Source organism: Polaromonas sp. P1_E3, assembly GCF_056405935.1.
This window is the reverse complement of sequence record NZ_JBFUBD010000074.1, coordinates 1-12,700: the sequence shown is the minus strand read 5'-3', so window position 1 is coordinate 12,700 and position 12,700 is coordinate 1. Positions and strand designations below refer to the sequence as shown.

Annotated in this window: 15 protein-coding genes; 10 read left to right on the top strand and 5 right to left on the bottom strand. The window is 65.2% G+C overall.

The features are described 5' to 3' along the window. Together AC1D0Z_RS10815 and AC1D0Z_RS10810 are read left to right on the top strand one after the other, a co-directional pair. The coding region (locus AC1D0Z_RS10815; RefSeq protein WP_477658249.1) for a class II fructose-bisphosphate aldolase at positions 1-234 on the top strand (234 nt) is incomplete at its 5' end. A gap of 122 nt (positions 235-356) precedes the next feature. Continuing rightward, positions 357-1,265: a phosphoribosylaminoimidazolesuccinocarboxamide synthase gene (locus tag AC1D0Z_RS10810; RefSeq protein WP_477658248.1), complete on the top strand. Its 909-nt coding sequence runs from the start codon at positions 357-359 to the stop codon at positions 1,263-1,265. 98 nt (positions 1,266-1,363) lie between these two features. Here the strand turns inward: AC1D0Z_RS10810 and trxA are convergent, their stop codons facing one another. Next, positions 1,364-2,263 carry a thioredoxin gene (gene trxA / locus AC1D0Z_RS10805; protein WP_477658247.1) on the bottom strand — a complete coding sequence of 300 codons (900 nt, stop codon included), beginning with the start codon at positions 2,261-2,263 and terminating at the stop codon, positions 1,364-1,366. 157 nt (positions 2,264-2,420) lie between these two features. On the opposite strand from trxA, the gene purE reads away from it, so the two are divergent. From purE to AC1D0Z_RS10785, 4 genes are read left to right on the top strand one after another with little or no spacing between them, the layout of a single operon-like run. Then, positions 2,421-2,942: a 5-(carboxyamino)imidazole ribonucleotide mutase gene (gene purE / locus AC1D0Z_RS10800; RefSeq protein WP_477658246.1), complete on the top strand. Its 522-nt coding sequence runs from the start codon at positions 2,421-2,423 to the stop codon at positions 2,940-2,942. Then, positions 2,939-4,207 carry a 5-(carboxyamino)imidazole ribonucleotide synthase gene (locus tag AC1D0Z_RS10795; protein ID WP_477658245.1) on the top strand — a complete coding sequence of 423 codons (1,269 nt, stop codon included), beginning with the start codon at positions 2,939-2,941 and terminating at the stop codon, positions 4,205-4,207. The genes purE and AC1D0Z_RS10795 overlap by 4 nt, the downstream gene beginning before the upstream one ends. Then, entirely contained in the window at positions 4,207-5,214 is a 1,008-nt protein-coding gene (locus tag AC1D0Z_RS10790) for an L-threonylcarbamoyladenylate synthase (RefSeq protein WP_477658244.1), read from the top strand. Before AC1D0Z_RS10795 ends, AC1D0Z_RS10790 begins: the two co-directional genes overlap by 1 nt. Before the next feature lie 49 nt (positions 5,215-5,263). Beyond that, positions 5,264-5,887 carry a LysE family translocator gene (locus AC1D0Z_RS10785; protein WP_477658243.1) on the top strand — a complete coding sequence of 208 codons (624 nt, stop codon included), beginning with the start codon at positions 5,264-5,266 and terminating at the stop codon, positions 5,885-5,887. Positions 5,888-5,896: 9 nt separating this feature from the next. On the opposite strand, the gene cutA is transcribed toward AC1D0Z_RS10785, so the two are convergent. The 3 genes from cutA to dacB all read right to left on the bottom strand — a co-directional run bounded on the left by cutA (position 5,897) and on the right by dacB (position 8,267). Then, positions 5,897-6,286 (bottom strand): divalent-cation tolerance protein CutA, encoded by a 390-nt coding sequence (gene cutA / locus AC1D0Z_RS10780; RefSeq protein ID WP_477658242.1) that lies wholly within the window; start codon positions 6,284-6,286, stop codon positions 5,897-5,899. Positions 6,287-6,498: 212 nt separating this feature from the next. Next, entirely contained in the window at positions 6,499-6,786 is a 288-nt protein-coding gene (locus tag AC1D0Z_RS10775) for a SemiSWEET transporter (RefSeq protein ID WP_477658241.1), read from the bottom strand. After that, positions 6,759-8,267 (bottom strand): D-alanyl-D-alanine carboxypeptidase/D-alanyl-D-alanine endopeptidase, encoded by a 1,509-nt coding sequence (gene dacB / locus AC1D0Z_RS10770; RefSeq protein ID WP_477658240.1) that lies wholly within the window; start codon positions 8,265-8,267, stop codon positions 6,759-6,761. Before dacB ends, AC1D0Z_RS10775 begins: the two co-directional genes overlap by 28 nt. A gap of 173 nt (positions 8,268-8,440) precedes the next feature. Here dacB and tsaB point away from each other — a divergent pair, with 173 nt between their 5' ends. Genes tsaB through AC1D0Z_RS10755 form a run of 3 tightly spaced genes read left to right on the top strand, consistent with a single transcriptional unit; the run spans position 8,441 to position 10,472 of the window. Then, the gene (gene tsaB / locus AC1D0Z_RS10765; protein ID WP_477658239.1) at positions 8,441-9,196 is read left to right on the top strand and encodes a tRNA (adenosine(37)-N6)-threonylcarbamoyltransferase complex dimerization subunit type 1 TsaB; all 756 of its coding nucleotides are present in this window, start codon (positions 8,441-8,443) and stop codon (positions 9,194-9,196) included. Then, entirely contained in the window at positions 9,193-9,672 is a 480-nt protein-coding gene (rimI, locus tag AC1D0Z_RS10760; RefSeq protein ID WP_477658238.1) for a ribosomal protein S18-alanine N-acetyltransferase, read from the top strand. Before tsaB ends, rimI begins: the two co-directional genes overlap by 4 nt. After that, positions 9,669-10,472, top strand: coding sequence for a uracil-DNA glycosylase family protein (locus AC1D0Z_RS10755; protein WP_477658237.1), 804 nt, complete (start codon positions 9,669-9,671; stop codon positions 10,470-10,472). Before rimI ends, AC1D0Z_RS10755 begins: the two co-directional genes overlap by 4 nt. Positions 10,473-10,625: 153 nt before the next feature. Here AC1D0Z_RS10755 and AC1D0Z_RS10750 read toward each other — a convergent pair whose 3' ends face one another. Next, positions 10,626-11,513: a DMT family transporter gene (locus tag AC1D0Z_RS10750; protein WP_477658236.1), complete on the bottom strand. Its 888-nt coding sequence runs from the start codon at positions 11,511-11,513 to the stop codon at positions 10,626-10,628. Positions 11,514-11,596: 83 nt separating this feature from the next. Here AC1D0Z_RS10750 and pyrF point away from each other — a divergent pair, with 83 nt between their 5' ends. Further along, complete coding sequence (pyrF, locus tag AC1D0Z_RS10745) at positions 11,597-12,433, top strand: orotidine-5'-phosphate decarboxylase (RefSeq protein ID WP_477658235.1); 837 nt, start codon at positions 11,597-11,599, stop codon at positions 12,431-12,433. Positions 12,434-12,700 lie beyond the last annotated feature (267 nt).

The window sequence follows — 12,700 nt, the reverse complement described above, 5'->3', positions numbered from 1 at the left end:
ACCGACATCCGCCTGGCCATGACTGGCGCTGTCCGCAAGTTCCTGGCTGAAAACCCCGAGAAATTCGACGCCCGCGAATGGCTCAAGCCCGCCCGCGAAGCCGCCAAGGCGCTGTGCAAGCAGCGTTATATCGAATTCGGCTGCGAGGGCCAGGGCGCCAAAATCAAGGGTGACACCCTGCAGGTTGTGGCGACCAAATACGCCAAGGGTGAACTGACCCAGGTCGTTCACTGAGAAAACCTGAATAAACCCGCGGCCCGCGCGCGGATTGGCGATAATTCAAAGCCCGTGGACTCGCTTGAGTCGCGCGGGCTTTTTACTTTGATCCCCCTGCCACCGGCTCTCCGTTCTCCACCATGACCCAAGCACTCCATACATCCGCCCTGACATCCCTGCCCCTGCTCGCACGCGGCAAGGTGCGAGACAACTACGCCGTGGGCAAAGACCGGCTGTTGATGGTGGCCAGCGACCGGCTGAGCGCATTTGACGTCATCCTCGGTGAGCCAATCCCCGGCAAGGGCGCGCTGCTCACGCAGATGGCGCTATTCTGGTTCGACAAGCTGGGCCATATCTGCCCCAACCACCTGACCGGTGAGACGCCCGAAAGCGTCGTCACCCCGGCTGAAGTGCCGCAAGTGGTGAACCGTTCCATGCTGGTCAAGCGCCTCAAGCCCATCCCGGTCGAAGCCGTGGTGCGCGGCTACCTCGCCGGCAGCGGCTGGAAGGAATACCAGGACAGCCAGGCTGTCTGCGGCGTGCCGCTGCCCGCGGGCCTGAAGAACGCCGGCAAACTGCCTGAGCCGATCTTCACGCCGGCCGCCAAGGCCGAAGCCGGCGAGCACGACGAAAACATCAGCTACGAGCAGGTGGTGAAGGTCGTCGGCCCTGAGCTCGCCGCGCAGATCAAGAAGATCAGCATCGAGATCTACAGCACCGCCGCCGCCTTCGCGCTCACCAAGGGCATCATCATTGCCGACACCAAATTCGAGTTTGGCCTTGACGAAAACGGCACGCTCACGCTGATGGACGAGGTGCTGACGCCTGATTCGTCACGCTACTGGCCGATTGAAGGCTACGAAGCTGCCTACGCCGCTGGCCAGAACCCGCCCAGCTACGACAAGCAGTTTGTGCGCGACTGGCTGGAGGCCGTGCGCATCAACGGCAAGCCCTGGGACAAGACCCCGCCTGCGCCGCATCTGCCGGCTGATGTTGTAGAAAAGACCGCGGCTAAATACCAGGAAGCCCTGACACGCCTGAGGAATTGAACACCCCCGTCTCGCTCACTTCGTGTAGCGGAACCCCCTCAAGGGGGCGGCGCCTGCGGCCGGGCAAAGCCCGTTCCGCGGCCCCTGCTGAACCAGGGTTAGCTCAACACCACGCTTGAAAGGCGGCGGCGATACGTCGCTACGACTGGATCTTCCGGCGGAATCTGCCCATCAGCCACCTTGGGTTTGGGCGCTTCCATGACGTCGAGCACGGCGATGTAGGTCTTGCGTGCCAGGTCTTCGTTCCAGGACTTGTCGCGCATCAGGATTTCCAGCAGTTCGTCCAGCGCCTCGGTCCAGCGTTGCCGCGCCATGAGCCAGCGGGCTTTGTCAAAGCGTGCTTCGAAGTCGCGCTTGTTGGCCGCAATCTTCGCGTCAAAACCGGCTGCAGCGCCCACCCCATGCGCGCCAGCAGCTACAAAATCCATAGCATCCATCCAGCGCTTGAGCGAATCAAAGCGCCGTACCACGGTGGTTTGTGCAATCACGGGCGCAAATGCCACCTTGGCGTCATCTTCGCGGCCCAGCTGCAGCAGGAGCTTCACATAGTCAAAGCGGGCGTTGTCGTCGGCCGGGTTGGCGGCGACCGCGTGCTGCAGCTTTTCGAGCACGGCGGCGGGATCCGTGCTTTCTTCTTCAAGCGAGAGTTCCTGTTCGTCGGGCTGCTCTTCAGCCGGCGGCAAATGCTTGTCCAGGAATTCCTTGACCTTGCCTTCGGGCAGGGCGCCGGCAAAACCGTCCACCGGCTGGCCGTTCATCATCAGGATGCAGGTCGGGATGCTGCGGATGCCGAAAGCGGCGCCCAGCTGCTGCTCCTGGTCGGAGTCGATCTTGACCAGCTTGAAGCGCCCGGCATACTCCGTCTCCACTTTTTCAAGGATGGGCCCGAGCGACTTGCAGGGGCCGCACCACGGCGCCCAGAAGTCGATCAGCACGGGCGTGGTCATGGACGCGGCAACGACTTCCGCTTCAAAGTTGGCAATGGTGACGTCGATCATGGTCTGGCAGAGTTGGGGTGGGAGAGCGGGTTTTCAACCGCCGGTCGCAGGGCAGGCAAGAGCGTAGCACGCACGGCACGGCCCGCTGGTGGCCTGCCCTTAAAATCAGGGGTTACGGGCAAGCACCCTGCAACCCCCGGCCTTGAAGGTCCCCTAAATGACAACAAGCAGCAATTCGACGACCCCCGGCGTTGTACCCCTTGTGGGTGTGGTGATGGGCTCCAGCAGCGACTGGGAGACCATGCAGCACGCCGTGCAGATCCTGACGCAGTTCGGCGTGGCGCACGAAGCCCGGGTGGTCTCTGCCCACCGCATGCCCGACGAGCTGTTTGCCTATGCGGAAAGCGCTGGCGGACGCGGCCTGCAAGCCATCATTGCCGGCGCCGGCGGCGCCGCGCACCTGCCCGGCATGCTGGCCGCCAAGACCACCGTGCCGGTGCTGGGCGTCCCGGTCGCCAGCAAACACCTTCAAGGCGTCGATTCGCTGCACAGCATTGTGCAAATGCCCAAAGGCATTCCGGTGGCGACATTTGCGATTGGCAACGCCGGTGCGGCCAATGCGGCGCTGTTTGCGGTGGCCATGCTGGCCCTGCACAGCCCCGCGCTGGCGGCCCAATTGCAGGCTTTYCGTGCAGAGCAGACCGCTGCCGCACACGCCATGACGCTGCCGCCCGCATGACCGCCTCCACCTCTTCCCGGGTCGCCTCCAGCTTGCCGGATCTGCCCGTTTTCCCCGCCACGGCCTCCGCCTCCGGCCAGCCCGCCACACTCGGCGTGATGGGCGGCGGGCAGCTGGGCCGCATGTTTGTACACGCTGCGCAGCGCCTGGGTTACTTCACGGCGGTGCTCGATCCCGATCCGCAAAGCCCTGCGGGCCTGGTGAGCCACCACCACATCCAGGCCGGCTACAGCGATGAAAAAGGTCTGGCCGAGCTGGCAGCGCTGTGCGCCGCCGTCACCACCGAATTTGAAAACGTGCCCGCCGGTGCGCTGCAGGCGCTGGCCGCCAGCCGGCCGGTGGCGCCCGGTGCCGCTGCTGTGGCCATCGCGCAAAACCGCATCGAGGAAAAATCCCATTTCACCGCCAGCGCCGCCGAATCCGGTGTGCTGGCCGGCGTCACCTGCGCGCCTTACGCCGTGATTGAAACGGCCGAACAGCTGAAGGCCGTACCGGCCGGCTTGCTGCCCGGCATCCTGAAGACAGCGCGCATGGGCTACGACGGCAAGGGCCAGGTCCGCGTCAAAAATGCGGACGAGCTGGCCACCGCCTGGGCCGGTCTGAAGCAGGTGCCCTGTGTGCTCGAAAAAATGTTGCCGCTCAAGGCCGAGTGCTCGGTCATCGTGGCGCGCGGCTGGGACGGCCGCGTCGTGAGCTTTGCGCCCCAGCTGAACGTGCATGTTGACGGTATTCTCGCGGTGACGCAGGCTTATGAAGGAAATATGCCCGCAGGGCTTGCTGATCGTGCGCAAGCAGCTACCAAAACCATAGCAAAGCACATTGACTACGTCGGCGTGCTCTGCGTTGAATTCTTTCTGGTGGACGACGGCAGCGCCGACGGTGCGCTCATCGTCAATGAGATGGCGCCGCGCCCGCACAACAGCGGCCACTACACGATGGACGCCTGTGACGTGTCGCAGTTCGACCTGCAGGTGCATGCCATGGCCGGCCTGCCCTTGCCGCTGCCGCGCCAGCACTCACCGGCCATCATGCTCAACCTGCTGGGCGACCTGTGGTTTGACGCCCATGACAAGATGCGCACACCCGACTGGCAGGCCGTGCTGGCGCTGCCCGGCGCCCACCTGCATCTCTACGGCAAAACCGAAGCGCGCGCGGGCCGCAAGATGGGCCATCTCAACATCACAGGCCCCGACGTCGCTTCAGTCAAAGCCACCGCACGCCAGGCCGCATCCATCCTCGGCTTGCCTGGCCTGGACCATCTCTGATGATTCTTTCCGGTACGGACCCTGAAGCCATTCTTGAAGCCGCGCGCCGCATCCGGGCCGGCGGGCTGGTGGGTTTTCCGACGGAGACGGTGTACGGCCTGGGCGCCGACGCTTCCAGCGACAAAGCCGTCGCCGGCATTTTCGAAACCAAGGGCCGCCCCGCCGACCATCCGCTGATTGTTCATGTGGCCGATGCGGACCAGGTGAGCGTCTACGCCAGCAGTGTGCCGCCGTTTGCTGCGCGCCTGACGAAAACCTTCTGGCCCGGCCCGCTCACCGTGATCCTGCCGCGCAAGGAAGGCGTGGCGGCGGCTGCAGCCGGCGGCCAGGATTCGATCGGCCTGCGTTGTCCATCGCACCCCGTTGCACTGGCGTTTCTGAAGGCTTGCCTGAAATTGGGTGCAGGGGGCGTGGCCGGTCCCAGCGCCAACCGCTTCGGCCGCGTCAGCCCAACCACTGCGCAGCATGTGGAGCAGGAGTTTGGCGACAGCCTGCTGGTGCTGGACGGCGGGCCGTGCGATGTCGGCATCGAGTCCAGCATCGTCGACTGCACGCGTGGGCAACCCGTGTTGCTGCGCCCCGGCATCATCACGCGCGCACAACTCGAGGCAGCCTGCGGCGAAGCCGTCCTGGGCAAGGAGGAGTTCGAGCAGCAGGCCCTGGGCGCCGCTGATGCGCCGCGCGCCTCCGGCACGCTCGAAGCGCATTACGCGCCCGACGCCAAAGTGCGCCTGATGGACGCCGGGCCCATACAAACCGCGCTGGATTTATTGGGCGCCGACGCAGCCCATATCGCGGTGTATGCCCGCAGTATTGTGCGCATCAAGTCTGACAAGGTGCTGTATCGCCGCATGCCCGACGATGCGCTGGCTACCGCGCAGCAGCTGTTTGCCGTGCTGCGCGACTTTGATGCCAAGGGCGTCAAGCTGATCTGGATTGAGAATCCGCCGGTTGATGGCGCGTGGGACGGTGTACGCGACCGGCTGCAGCGCGCTGCTGCGAGCTGAGGCGCTAATAAGCTGGTTATTCGTTCCCGCATTTGAAAGAGGCAACACCATGCTCTCCATCCTCGTCACCATCTGGTTTCTTCACGTCGCAGCCATGATGAGCCCCGGCGCCAATGTGCTGCTGGTCTCGCAGCTCGCCGCCAGCGACCGCGCACGCAGCGCGGTGTTCGCGGCGCTGGGTGTGACGGCGGGGGCGGCCATCTGGGCGCTCTGCGCGGTGCTGGGCGTCAATGCCGTCTTCCAGATCTTTCCGGGGCTGCGCCTGGCGCTGCAGGTGGCCGGCGGCCTGTACCTGCTGTATGTGGCCAGCCGGCTCTGGCGGTCCGGTGGCCTGGCTTTAGGCAGCAGCGGCCCTTCGGTTTCATCGGCCGCTGCGTTCCGCCTGGGGTTTCTCACCAATATCACCAACCCGAAATCGGCGCTCTTTTTCGGCAGCGTGTTTGCCGCCTCGTTTCCGGCCGCTCCCAGCCCGGCGTTGCAGGCCACGGCCGTGGCCATGATCGTTCTCAACGCGCTGTGCTGGCACACGCTGCTGGCCTATCTGTTTTCGCGCGAGCGGGTAAGGCTCGCGTATGCCCGTACACGGGGCACGGCAGACCGCATCGCCTCGGTAGCTGTGGGCGCGCTGGGGCTGGGGCTGCTGGCGGCCTCACTGCGCGAAGCGCGCTCCTAGGGGCCGCTTTCAGGGCAGCGCGAATTGCCCGTCGGGCTCCGGTTCGTCCGGCGCGCCCTGGGTTCCCTCGCTGATCCATTGCAGGTACGCAGCAGACCCGGCGGACATCGGTATCTGCACAATCTCCGGTGTGTCGTAGCTGTGATTTGCGCTGATAAAGCGCGCAAGTTCGTCGAACTTCGCATGCCGCGTCTTGATGGACAGCCGGTACTCGGGTTCACTGCACAGCGCGCCCTGCCAGCGGTAAATGCTCTGGATGGGCGCAATCTGTACGCACGCGCCCAGGCGGGCCTCAACGATCTGGCGGGCCAGGCTGTCGGCCTGCCCGGCGGTCGGAACCGTGGTCAGGACGATGCTGTAGCCGGTGTCCTGCCCGGCGCTGGGATTCAGGGTTGGCATGGCGTTGCTCCGGTTCGGCCTGCCGGTCACGGCAGGCGTTTTGCCCAAATTTCGGGCATTGTGGCGCAATGCCGCGCCAAGTGGTCTTTTCGCCTGCAAGTCCCGCCGCCATCAACAGCCTTGTCCACAGGGGGCAGGGATAACTTGCAGGCGTCCCGGCGCCTATTCGGGCCTTTTTCTCCCCGGCCGCGTCATGCCGCCGGGCTGTCTATTCAGTCACCGCGCCCGTAGACAAGCTTCATGACGAGGATGGACAGCGCCAGGCACAGCGTGATGGCATTTGCCAGAACGATGGGCCAGGCGTCCGCGAGCACGCCGTAAGCCAGCCAGAGCGCCACGCCCACCGTGAAGGCGCTGTACATCGCCAGCGAGATACCGCTGACGTCGCGGCTGCGAAAGGTCAGCCATGCCTGCGGGGCAAAGCTTGCGGTGGTCAGCAGGGCGGCCACGAAGCCCACAAGGTCGGTTGTGTTCACCGCTTGCCCTCCTTGATGGCCCATTCCAGCATGGCGTCCAGTGCGGGTCGTGCCGCCGGTGCGTTCGGGTGATTGATCAGCCCCACCACGATGTAGCGTGCGCCGCTGTTGCCGTTGGCATAGCCGGCAATGGCGGTCACGTCGCGCAGCGAGCCTGTCTTCAGGAAGGCCAGGCCCGCAACGCTTTTGCCGCGCTCCCGCAGCGTGCCGTCCACCCCCGCTACCGGCAATGAATCGGCCAGGTCCGCGGCCAGCGGGCTTTTGGCGGCGTGCTGCAACAGGGCTGCCAGGCTGGCGGCGCTGATGCGTTCCTCGCGGCTCAGGCCTGAGCCGTTGTCCATGACCGGGGGGGCAGTGCCCGGCAGGCTTTTGCGCCACCAGGCGCCCAGCGCGGCGCGGGCGGATTCGAGCGTGCCTGCTTTGGGCTGGCCCAGCCCGGCCTGCAGGCCGAGCGTTAAAAAAACGTGCTGCGCCATGATGTTGTTCGAGTATTTATTGACGTCACGCACCACGTCGAGCAGCGGCGGCGACTGGTATTCAAACCGTATGGCGGGTTTTTGGCCTGACAGCGATCCCGTGCTGCGCAGCATGGCCAGCTCGGCCGGTGTGGCGTCGCGCACGGTGCCCGTCAGCAAGCCGCCCAGCTGGCGCCACGAGCCTTCGATGGCGCGCGCGGCAAAACTCGCCGGGTCGGAATACGCGCTGGGCCAGATTTTTTCGCCGCAGGCCGACGAATAGGTGCCCAGGAATTCAATGTTGAGAGGGTTTTCGACGCTGGCGCGAAGCTCGCTGCGCCAGTCGCCGCAACGTGCCACACGCACGATCGGTACCGAGGCGCCCACCTGAACGCCTGCCAGCGGCGGCTCGTAACGTACCAGCGCACGTCCGTTGGGCAGGTCCGGCGTGAAAGTCATCACAATGGTTTTGAAATTGATCAGCAGCGCATCGGGCCGGGCGTTGTAGGGCCGCAGCGGCTCACCGTCAAATTCGCCCGGGTCGGTGGGCGGCACGCTGAAGGCACTGCGGTCCAGCACGATGTCGCCGCGGATCGCCCGCGCCCCGCCGGCCTGCACTTCGGCCAGCAGGGCCTGCAGGCGCTCGACCACCAGCTTGGGGTCTCCGCCGCCTTGCACCACCATGTTGCCGTTGAGCAGGCCGCCTGAAGTGCTGCCATCCAGTATCACCTTCGTCTTCCAGGTGAAGTCGCGGCCCAGTGCATCAAGCGCGGAATACGTGGTGACGAGCTTCATCACCGAAGCCGGGTTCATGGGCGTGTCAATGCGCCAGCTCAGGCGCGGCACCGGTTTGCCGCTTCCGGCCTCGACCACCAGCATGGACACTGCGTCGCGCGGAACCCTGGCGCGCGTCAGGGCTTTTTCAATCGGGGCCGGCAGGCGTGGTGCGGTTTGTGCCTGGCCGGGGCTCCCGGCCAGTGCTGCCATGGCCGCCAGGGCCGCCAGCGCAACAGTGTGTGTCGTGCGCAGGCGCAGCAAGTCGTGGGTCATGCGGGGATTATCGCGGCTGAGGGTTCCTGACTGCTTGGCCGGTGGCGCCGTAGGCTGGCCGTTGGCGCGGATAATCGGGGTATGCCCCTGGGTTGCGTTGTCTGTGCACCCGAAAATTGCTATTAATTTAATAGCTGCTTGCGCTCGATACATAAGGGCTGGAGCCCGATTTAATGCCTGAACCTTTGAAATTCCTCGCTTTTGACACCAGCACCGACCGCATGTCCGTGGCGCTGACCGACGGCGCGCGCCTCTGGCAGCACAGCGGCCCGGGCGGCGCGCAGGCTTCCACCACGCTGATCCCCGCCATCCTGGCGCTGCTGGCCGAGGCTGGCCTGGCGCTGGGCGAACTCGATGCCATCGCCTTTGGCCGCGGCCCAGGCTCCTTCACCGGCCTGCGCACCGCTTGCGCCGTGGCGCAGGGCCTGGCGCTGGGTGCCAACCAGGGCGCCGGCATTCCCGTGCTGCCTGTCGACACGCTCATGGCCGTGGCGGAGGAGGCGCGTTTTCAGCACCAGGGCGATGGGCAATCGCCCATGCGCGTCACCGCGCTGCTGGACGCCCGCATGGACGAGATGTATGTGCAGGGTTTTGAATTCGGCGGCGGGCATTGCCGCGCGCTGGATGAGTGTGAGCTGGTGCGCCCTGAAAACCTGTTGCCCGCGGCGGCGGCGGGCTTGTTCGCAGGCAATGTCTTTGCGGTGTATGCAGGCCGCTTGCCGGGGGGCCTTGCCACGTTTGCGCAGGCCGAAGCCCTGCCGACCGCCACCGCCATGCTGCGCCTGGCGCCTCAGCTGGCCGCCGCCGGGTTGTGCGTGAGCGCTGACCTTGCCCTGCCGCTCTACGTTCGCGATAAAGTAGCGCTTACCACCGAAGAGCGCGACCAGGTCAAGGCCGCCAAGCTGGCCGCCGCCCCACCTCTTTCATGAACGCCATCCTCCAGCCCCTCGAAGCCCAGTTTGAAGCCATGACGCCTGCATGGCTGGACGAGGTGGTGCGCGTGGAAAAGACCGCCTATGGCCACCCCTGGACGCACGGCAATTTCAACGATTCGCTCAACGCCGGTTACCAGGCGCAGCTGCTCATCGCGGGCCATGCGCCCGGCGCCGTGCTGCTGGGCTATTTTGTGGCCATGAAGGGTGTGGACGAAGTCCACCTGCTCAACATCACCGTGGCGCCCGAACACCAGCGCCAAGGCTGGGCCCGCATCATGCTGGACGGGCTTGCCCTCTGGTCGCGCGGGCAGGGGGCGCAGTGGCTGTGGCTGGAAGTGCGCGTGAGCAATGTGCGCGCCAAGGCCATCTATGAACGCTACGGTTTTCGCCATGTCGGCACGCGCCGCAACTACTACCCGGACGGCGCTTCCACGCGCGAAGACGCGGTGGTCATGAGCCTGGCGCTATGAGCCTGGACCTCGACAAACGCCAGCGCGCCATGCTGCGTGAAATGGGCGTGCGCGTGTGGCTGCCGGTTGCCGCAGCGCCCCCCATCGATGTTGCTATTGATTCGATAGCTGCTGGCGCCCGGCCAGAGCAAGTTACAGGCGGGTCCCATCCCATAACCGTTGCACCATCCACGCCTGCTGCGCCGCCTGCACCGGTGGCGGTGCGGGAGGCTGCGCCGTCCGTACGGCCAGTTGCAGCCACGGCTCGCCCGCAGGCCGAAGCTCGTGAAACCGCAACGCCTGGTGCGGCCGCTGCCTGGCGTATGGGCGGCGCGCAAGCCCTCTACGCCGAGGCCGCCCATGCCGAAGGCGCACGCTGGCTGGTGCTGGCCGAAACACCGGTGGCCGCGCTGCAGCGGGAGCCCTTTAAGCCTTTTGAAGGCGATGCGGGGAAGCTGCTTGACAACATGCTGCGCGCTGCGCGCCTGCACAAGGCCGGCATGGTGCTGCTGGCGCCGATGGTCAGGCACGCGGCGTCAGGTGCAGGCGCCGGCCTGCCCGAAGCGCTGCCCGCCCTGGTGGCCAGTACGCAGCCCGATGTTGTGCTGGTCATGGGTCGCCTGGCTGCGCAGGCCGTGTTGCAGTCCACCGAACCTTTCGGCAAGCAGCGCGGCCAGGTGCACAGCCTGCATGGCGTTCGGGTTGTGGTGACTTACGATGCCACCTATTTGCTGCGCAACCCGGCCGACAAGGGCAAGGCCTGGGATGACCTGTGCCTGGCCATGAGCCTGGTACTGCCACCCGGGAGTATCGAAACATGAAAGCGCGTCTTCGCACCCATGGCAGCGTTGCAACCCTTGCGAAGGCGTCTAGCCTTCGCTGCGGCTTGCGCCTCGCCCTGGACGCGAATCCATCACTTTCATTGTGTTTCGCTACTTCCGGGCGGCAGTACTAGCCGGCGCCCGCTGATTCCGTCAGGCCTTGGCGGGGTCGCGACTGGGTGCCAGCACCGAGGCAATCGCCACCACCATCAGCACCACGGCTGCCCAGTCCTGCCAGTGCAGCACTTCGCCCAGGCCCAGCGCGCCTGAAAACACCCCGAGGATGGGAATCATCATCACGCTCAGCGTGGAAGCCACTGGCGGCAGCGCCCGTGCCAGCGTAAACCACGCAGCATGGGCGAAGCCGAAGATCAGCACGGCGTTGTAAAGAATCGCGCCCCAGGTCGTGGGCGAAGGCGCTTTCCACTGCGGCATCTCAAACACGACGCCCAGCCCGGTCAGCATCACGGCGGTCATCACCGTCATCCAGAACGACAGCGTAAGCGTGGCGGCCGGTATCGTGGTCTTGCGCAGTTGCTGTGTACCCAGCGCCCATACCGCAGCTGCCACCAGCGCGCACAGAACACCCAGCGGGCTGCCCGAGAGGTTGGTCATTTCATTCCACAGCAGCAGCGCAACACCCAGCGCGGCAGCGGCCACCCCCAGCCAGTTGCGGGGCTTGAGCGTTGCCCCAAAAAACCAGGCGCCCAGCAGCGCCGAAAAAATCGGCATGGTGTAGCCCAGGATCGCCGCGCGTCCGCTGCTGAGGTTCTTCACCGCCAGGATGATGAGTGCATGCCAGACAAACATGTTGGCTGCAGCCAGCCAGAAGAGCTCACGCCACTTGTCCCGTGGCACAAAAAACGGCACCTTCAGCACCACCATGGCAATGCCCAGCACCGGAATGCCCAGCCAGATCGACATCGCCCGAAACGTCAACGGGGGAAAGTCCGCAATCCCCAGCTTCATCACCGGCCAGTTCAGGCCCCAGACCAAAGTGAGGAGCACGAGGAGTATGAGCTGGCGGCGGGAGAGTTGCATGGAGTGAGGGTCGGGTGGTTTGCGCCGATTGTCCCGGTTCGAGGCGAAACCTGCTGGGGAACGACCTTCTTACAATAGCGGACATGACTTTCCTTGACATGCTAACCGCCGCAGAACGCCAAAACAACTCCATGCTCTGCGTCGGCCTGGACCCTGAACCGACCAAATTCCCCGGCAAGCTCAAGGGCGACGCCAACAAGATCTACGATTTTTGTGCCGCGATCGTCGACGCTACCGCCGACCTGGTGATTTCTTTCAAACCGCAGATCGCCTACTTCGCAGCCCACCGCGCCGAAGGCCAGCTCGAACGCCTGATGGAACACATGCGCCGCGTCGCACCGCAAGTGCCCATCATCCTGGACGCCAAACGCGGCGACATCGGCTCCACCGCCGAGCAGTACGCCAAGGAGGCTTTTGAGCGCTACGGCGCCGATGCGGTCACGCTCTCGCCCTTCATGGGCTTTGACTCTGTCGCGCCTTATTTGAAATACGAAGGCAAGGGTGCGTTCTTGCTGTGCCGCACCTCCAACCCCGGTGGCGATGATTTGCAGAACCAGCGCTTTGCTTCCATAGAAGGCGAGCCGCTGCTGTATGAACACGTCGCGCGCCTGGCGCAGGGGCCGTGGAACGTCAACGGCCAGCTGGGCTTGGTAGTGGGCGCGACTTACCCGACGGAGATTGAGCGTGTGCGCGCCGTGGCGCCGACGCTGCCGCTGCTGATCCCTGGTGTGGGTGCGCAGGGTGGTGATGCGGTGGCCACTGTCAAGGCGGGCTGGCGGGCCGGTGCGCCCATCATCGTGAATTCGTCGCGCGCGATTATTTATGCGTCGTCGGGGGATGATTTTGCGGAGTCTGCGCGGCGGGAGGCAGTGAAGACCCGGGATGTGCTGGAGGCGGCTCGGGGTGAGGCGCTGAAGTAGGGCAGGTCTTGCTCGCGCAATGCGCGCTTTGCTGAGGGTTGCTGGCCGGGGGTTGCCCGGCGGCAAGTAACTTTTCTTTGCTTCGCCAAAGAAAAGTCACCAAAAGAAAGGCGACCCGCAGTCTGGGTCCCCTGCGCTTCGCTACGGGGCAACCTGCGCTGCTCGACTCCGGCGGCGGTCCGCAGAACTCGCCTTCGGCTCAAACAACTGCGGCCCGACCTTCCGCCTCCGTCTGCGCTGCTCGGCCCAGCCAGGACGGGGAAGTCC

Bases quoted from the DNA above. Each gene is read 5' to 3' on its own strand.
- AC1D0Z_RS10810 (WP_477658248.1), top strand. From the start codon at position 357: ATGACCCAAGCACTCCATACATCCGCCCTGACATCCCTGCCCCTGCTC.
- trxA (WP_477658247.1), bottom strand. From the start codon at position 2,263: ATGATCGACGTCACCATTGCCAACTTTGAAGCGGAAGTCGTTGCCGCG.
- AC1D0Z_RS10795 (WP_477658245.1), top strand. From the start codon at position 2,939: ATGACCGCCTCCACCTCTTCCCGGGTCGCCTCCAGCTTGCCGGATCTG.
- AC1D0Z_RS10790 (WP_477658244.1), top strand. From the start codon at position 4,207: ATGATTCTTTCCGGTACGGACCCTGAAGCCATTCTTGAAGCCGCGCGC.
- AC1D0Z_RS10785 (WP_477658243.1), top strand. From the start codon at position 5,264: ATGCTCTCCATCCTCGTCACCATCTGGTTTCTTCACGTCGCAGCCATG.
- cutA (WP_477658242.1), bottom strand. From the start codon at position 6,286: ATGCCAACCCTGAATCCCAGCGCCGGGCAGGACACCGGCTACAGCATC.
- AC1D0Z_RS10775 (WP_477658241.1), bottom strand. From the start codon at position 6,786: ATGGGCCATCAAGGAGGGCAAGCGGTGAACACAACCGACCTTGTGGGC.
- dacB (WP_477658240.1), bottom strand. From the start codon at position 8,267: ATGACCCACGACTTGCTGCGCCTGCGCACGACACACACTGTTGCGCTG.
- tsaB (WP_477658239.1), top strand. From the start codon at position 8,441: ATGCCTGAACCTTTGAAATTCCTCGCTTTTGACACCAGCACCGACCGC.
- rimI (WP_477658238.1), top strand. From the start codon at position 9,193: ATGAACGCCATCCTCCAGCCCCTCGAAGCCCAGTTTGAAGCCATGACG.
- AC1D0Z_RS10755 (WP_477658237.1), top strand. From the start codon at position 9,669: ATGAGCCTGGACCTCGACAAACGCCAGCGCGCCATGCTGCGTGAAATG.
- AC1D0Z_RS10750 (WP_477658236.1), bottom strand. From the start codon at position 11,513: ATGCAACTCTCCCGCCGCCAGCTCATACTCCTCGTGCTCCTCACTTTG.
- pyrF (WP_477658235.1), top strand. From the start codon at position 11,597: ATGACTTTCCTTGACATGCTAACCGCCGCAGAACGCCAAAACAACTCC.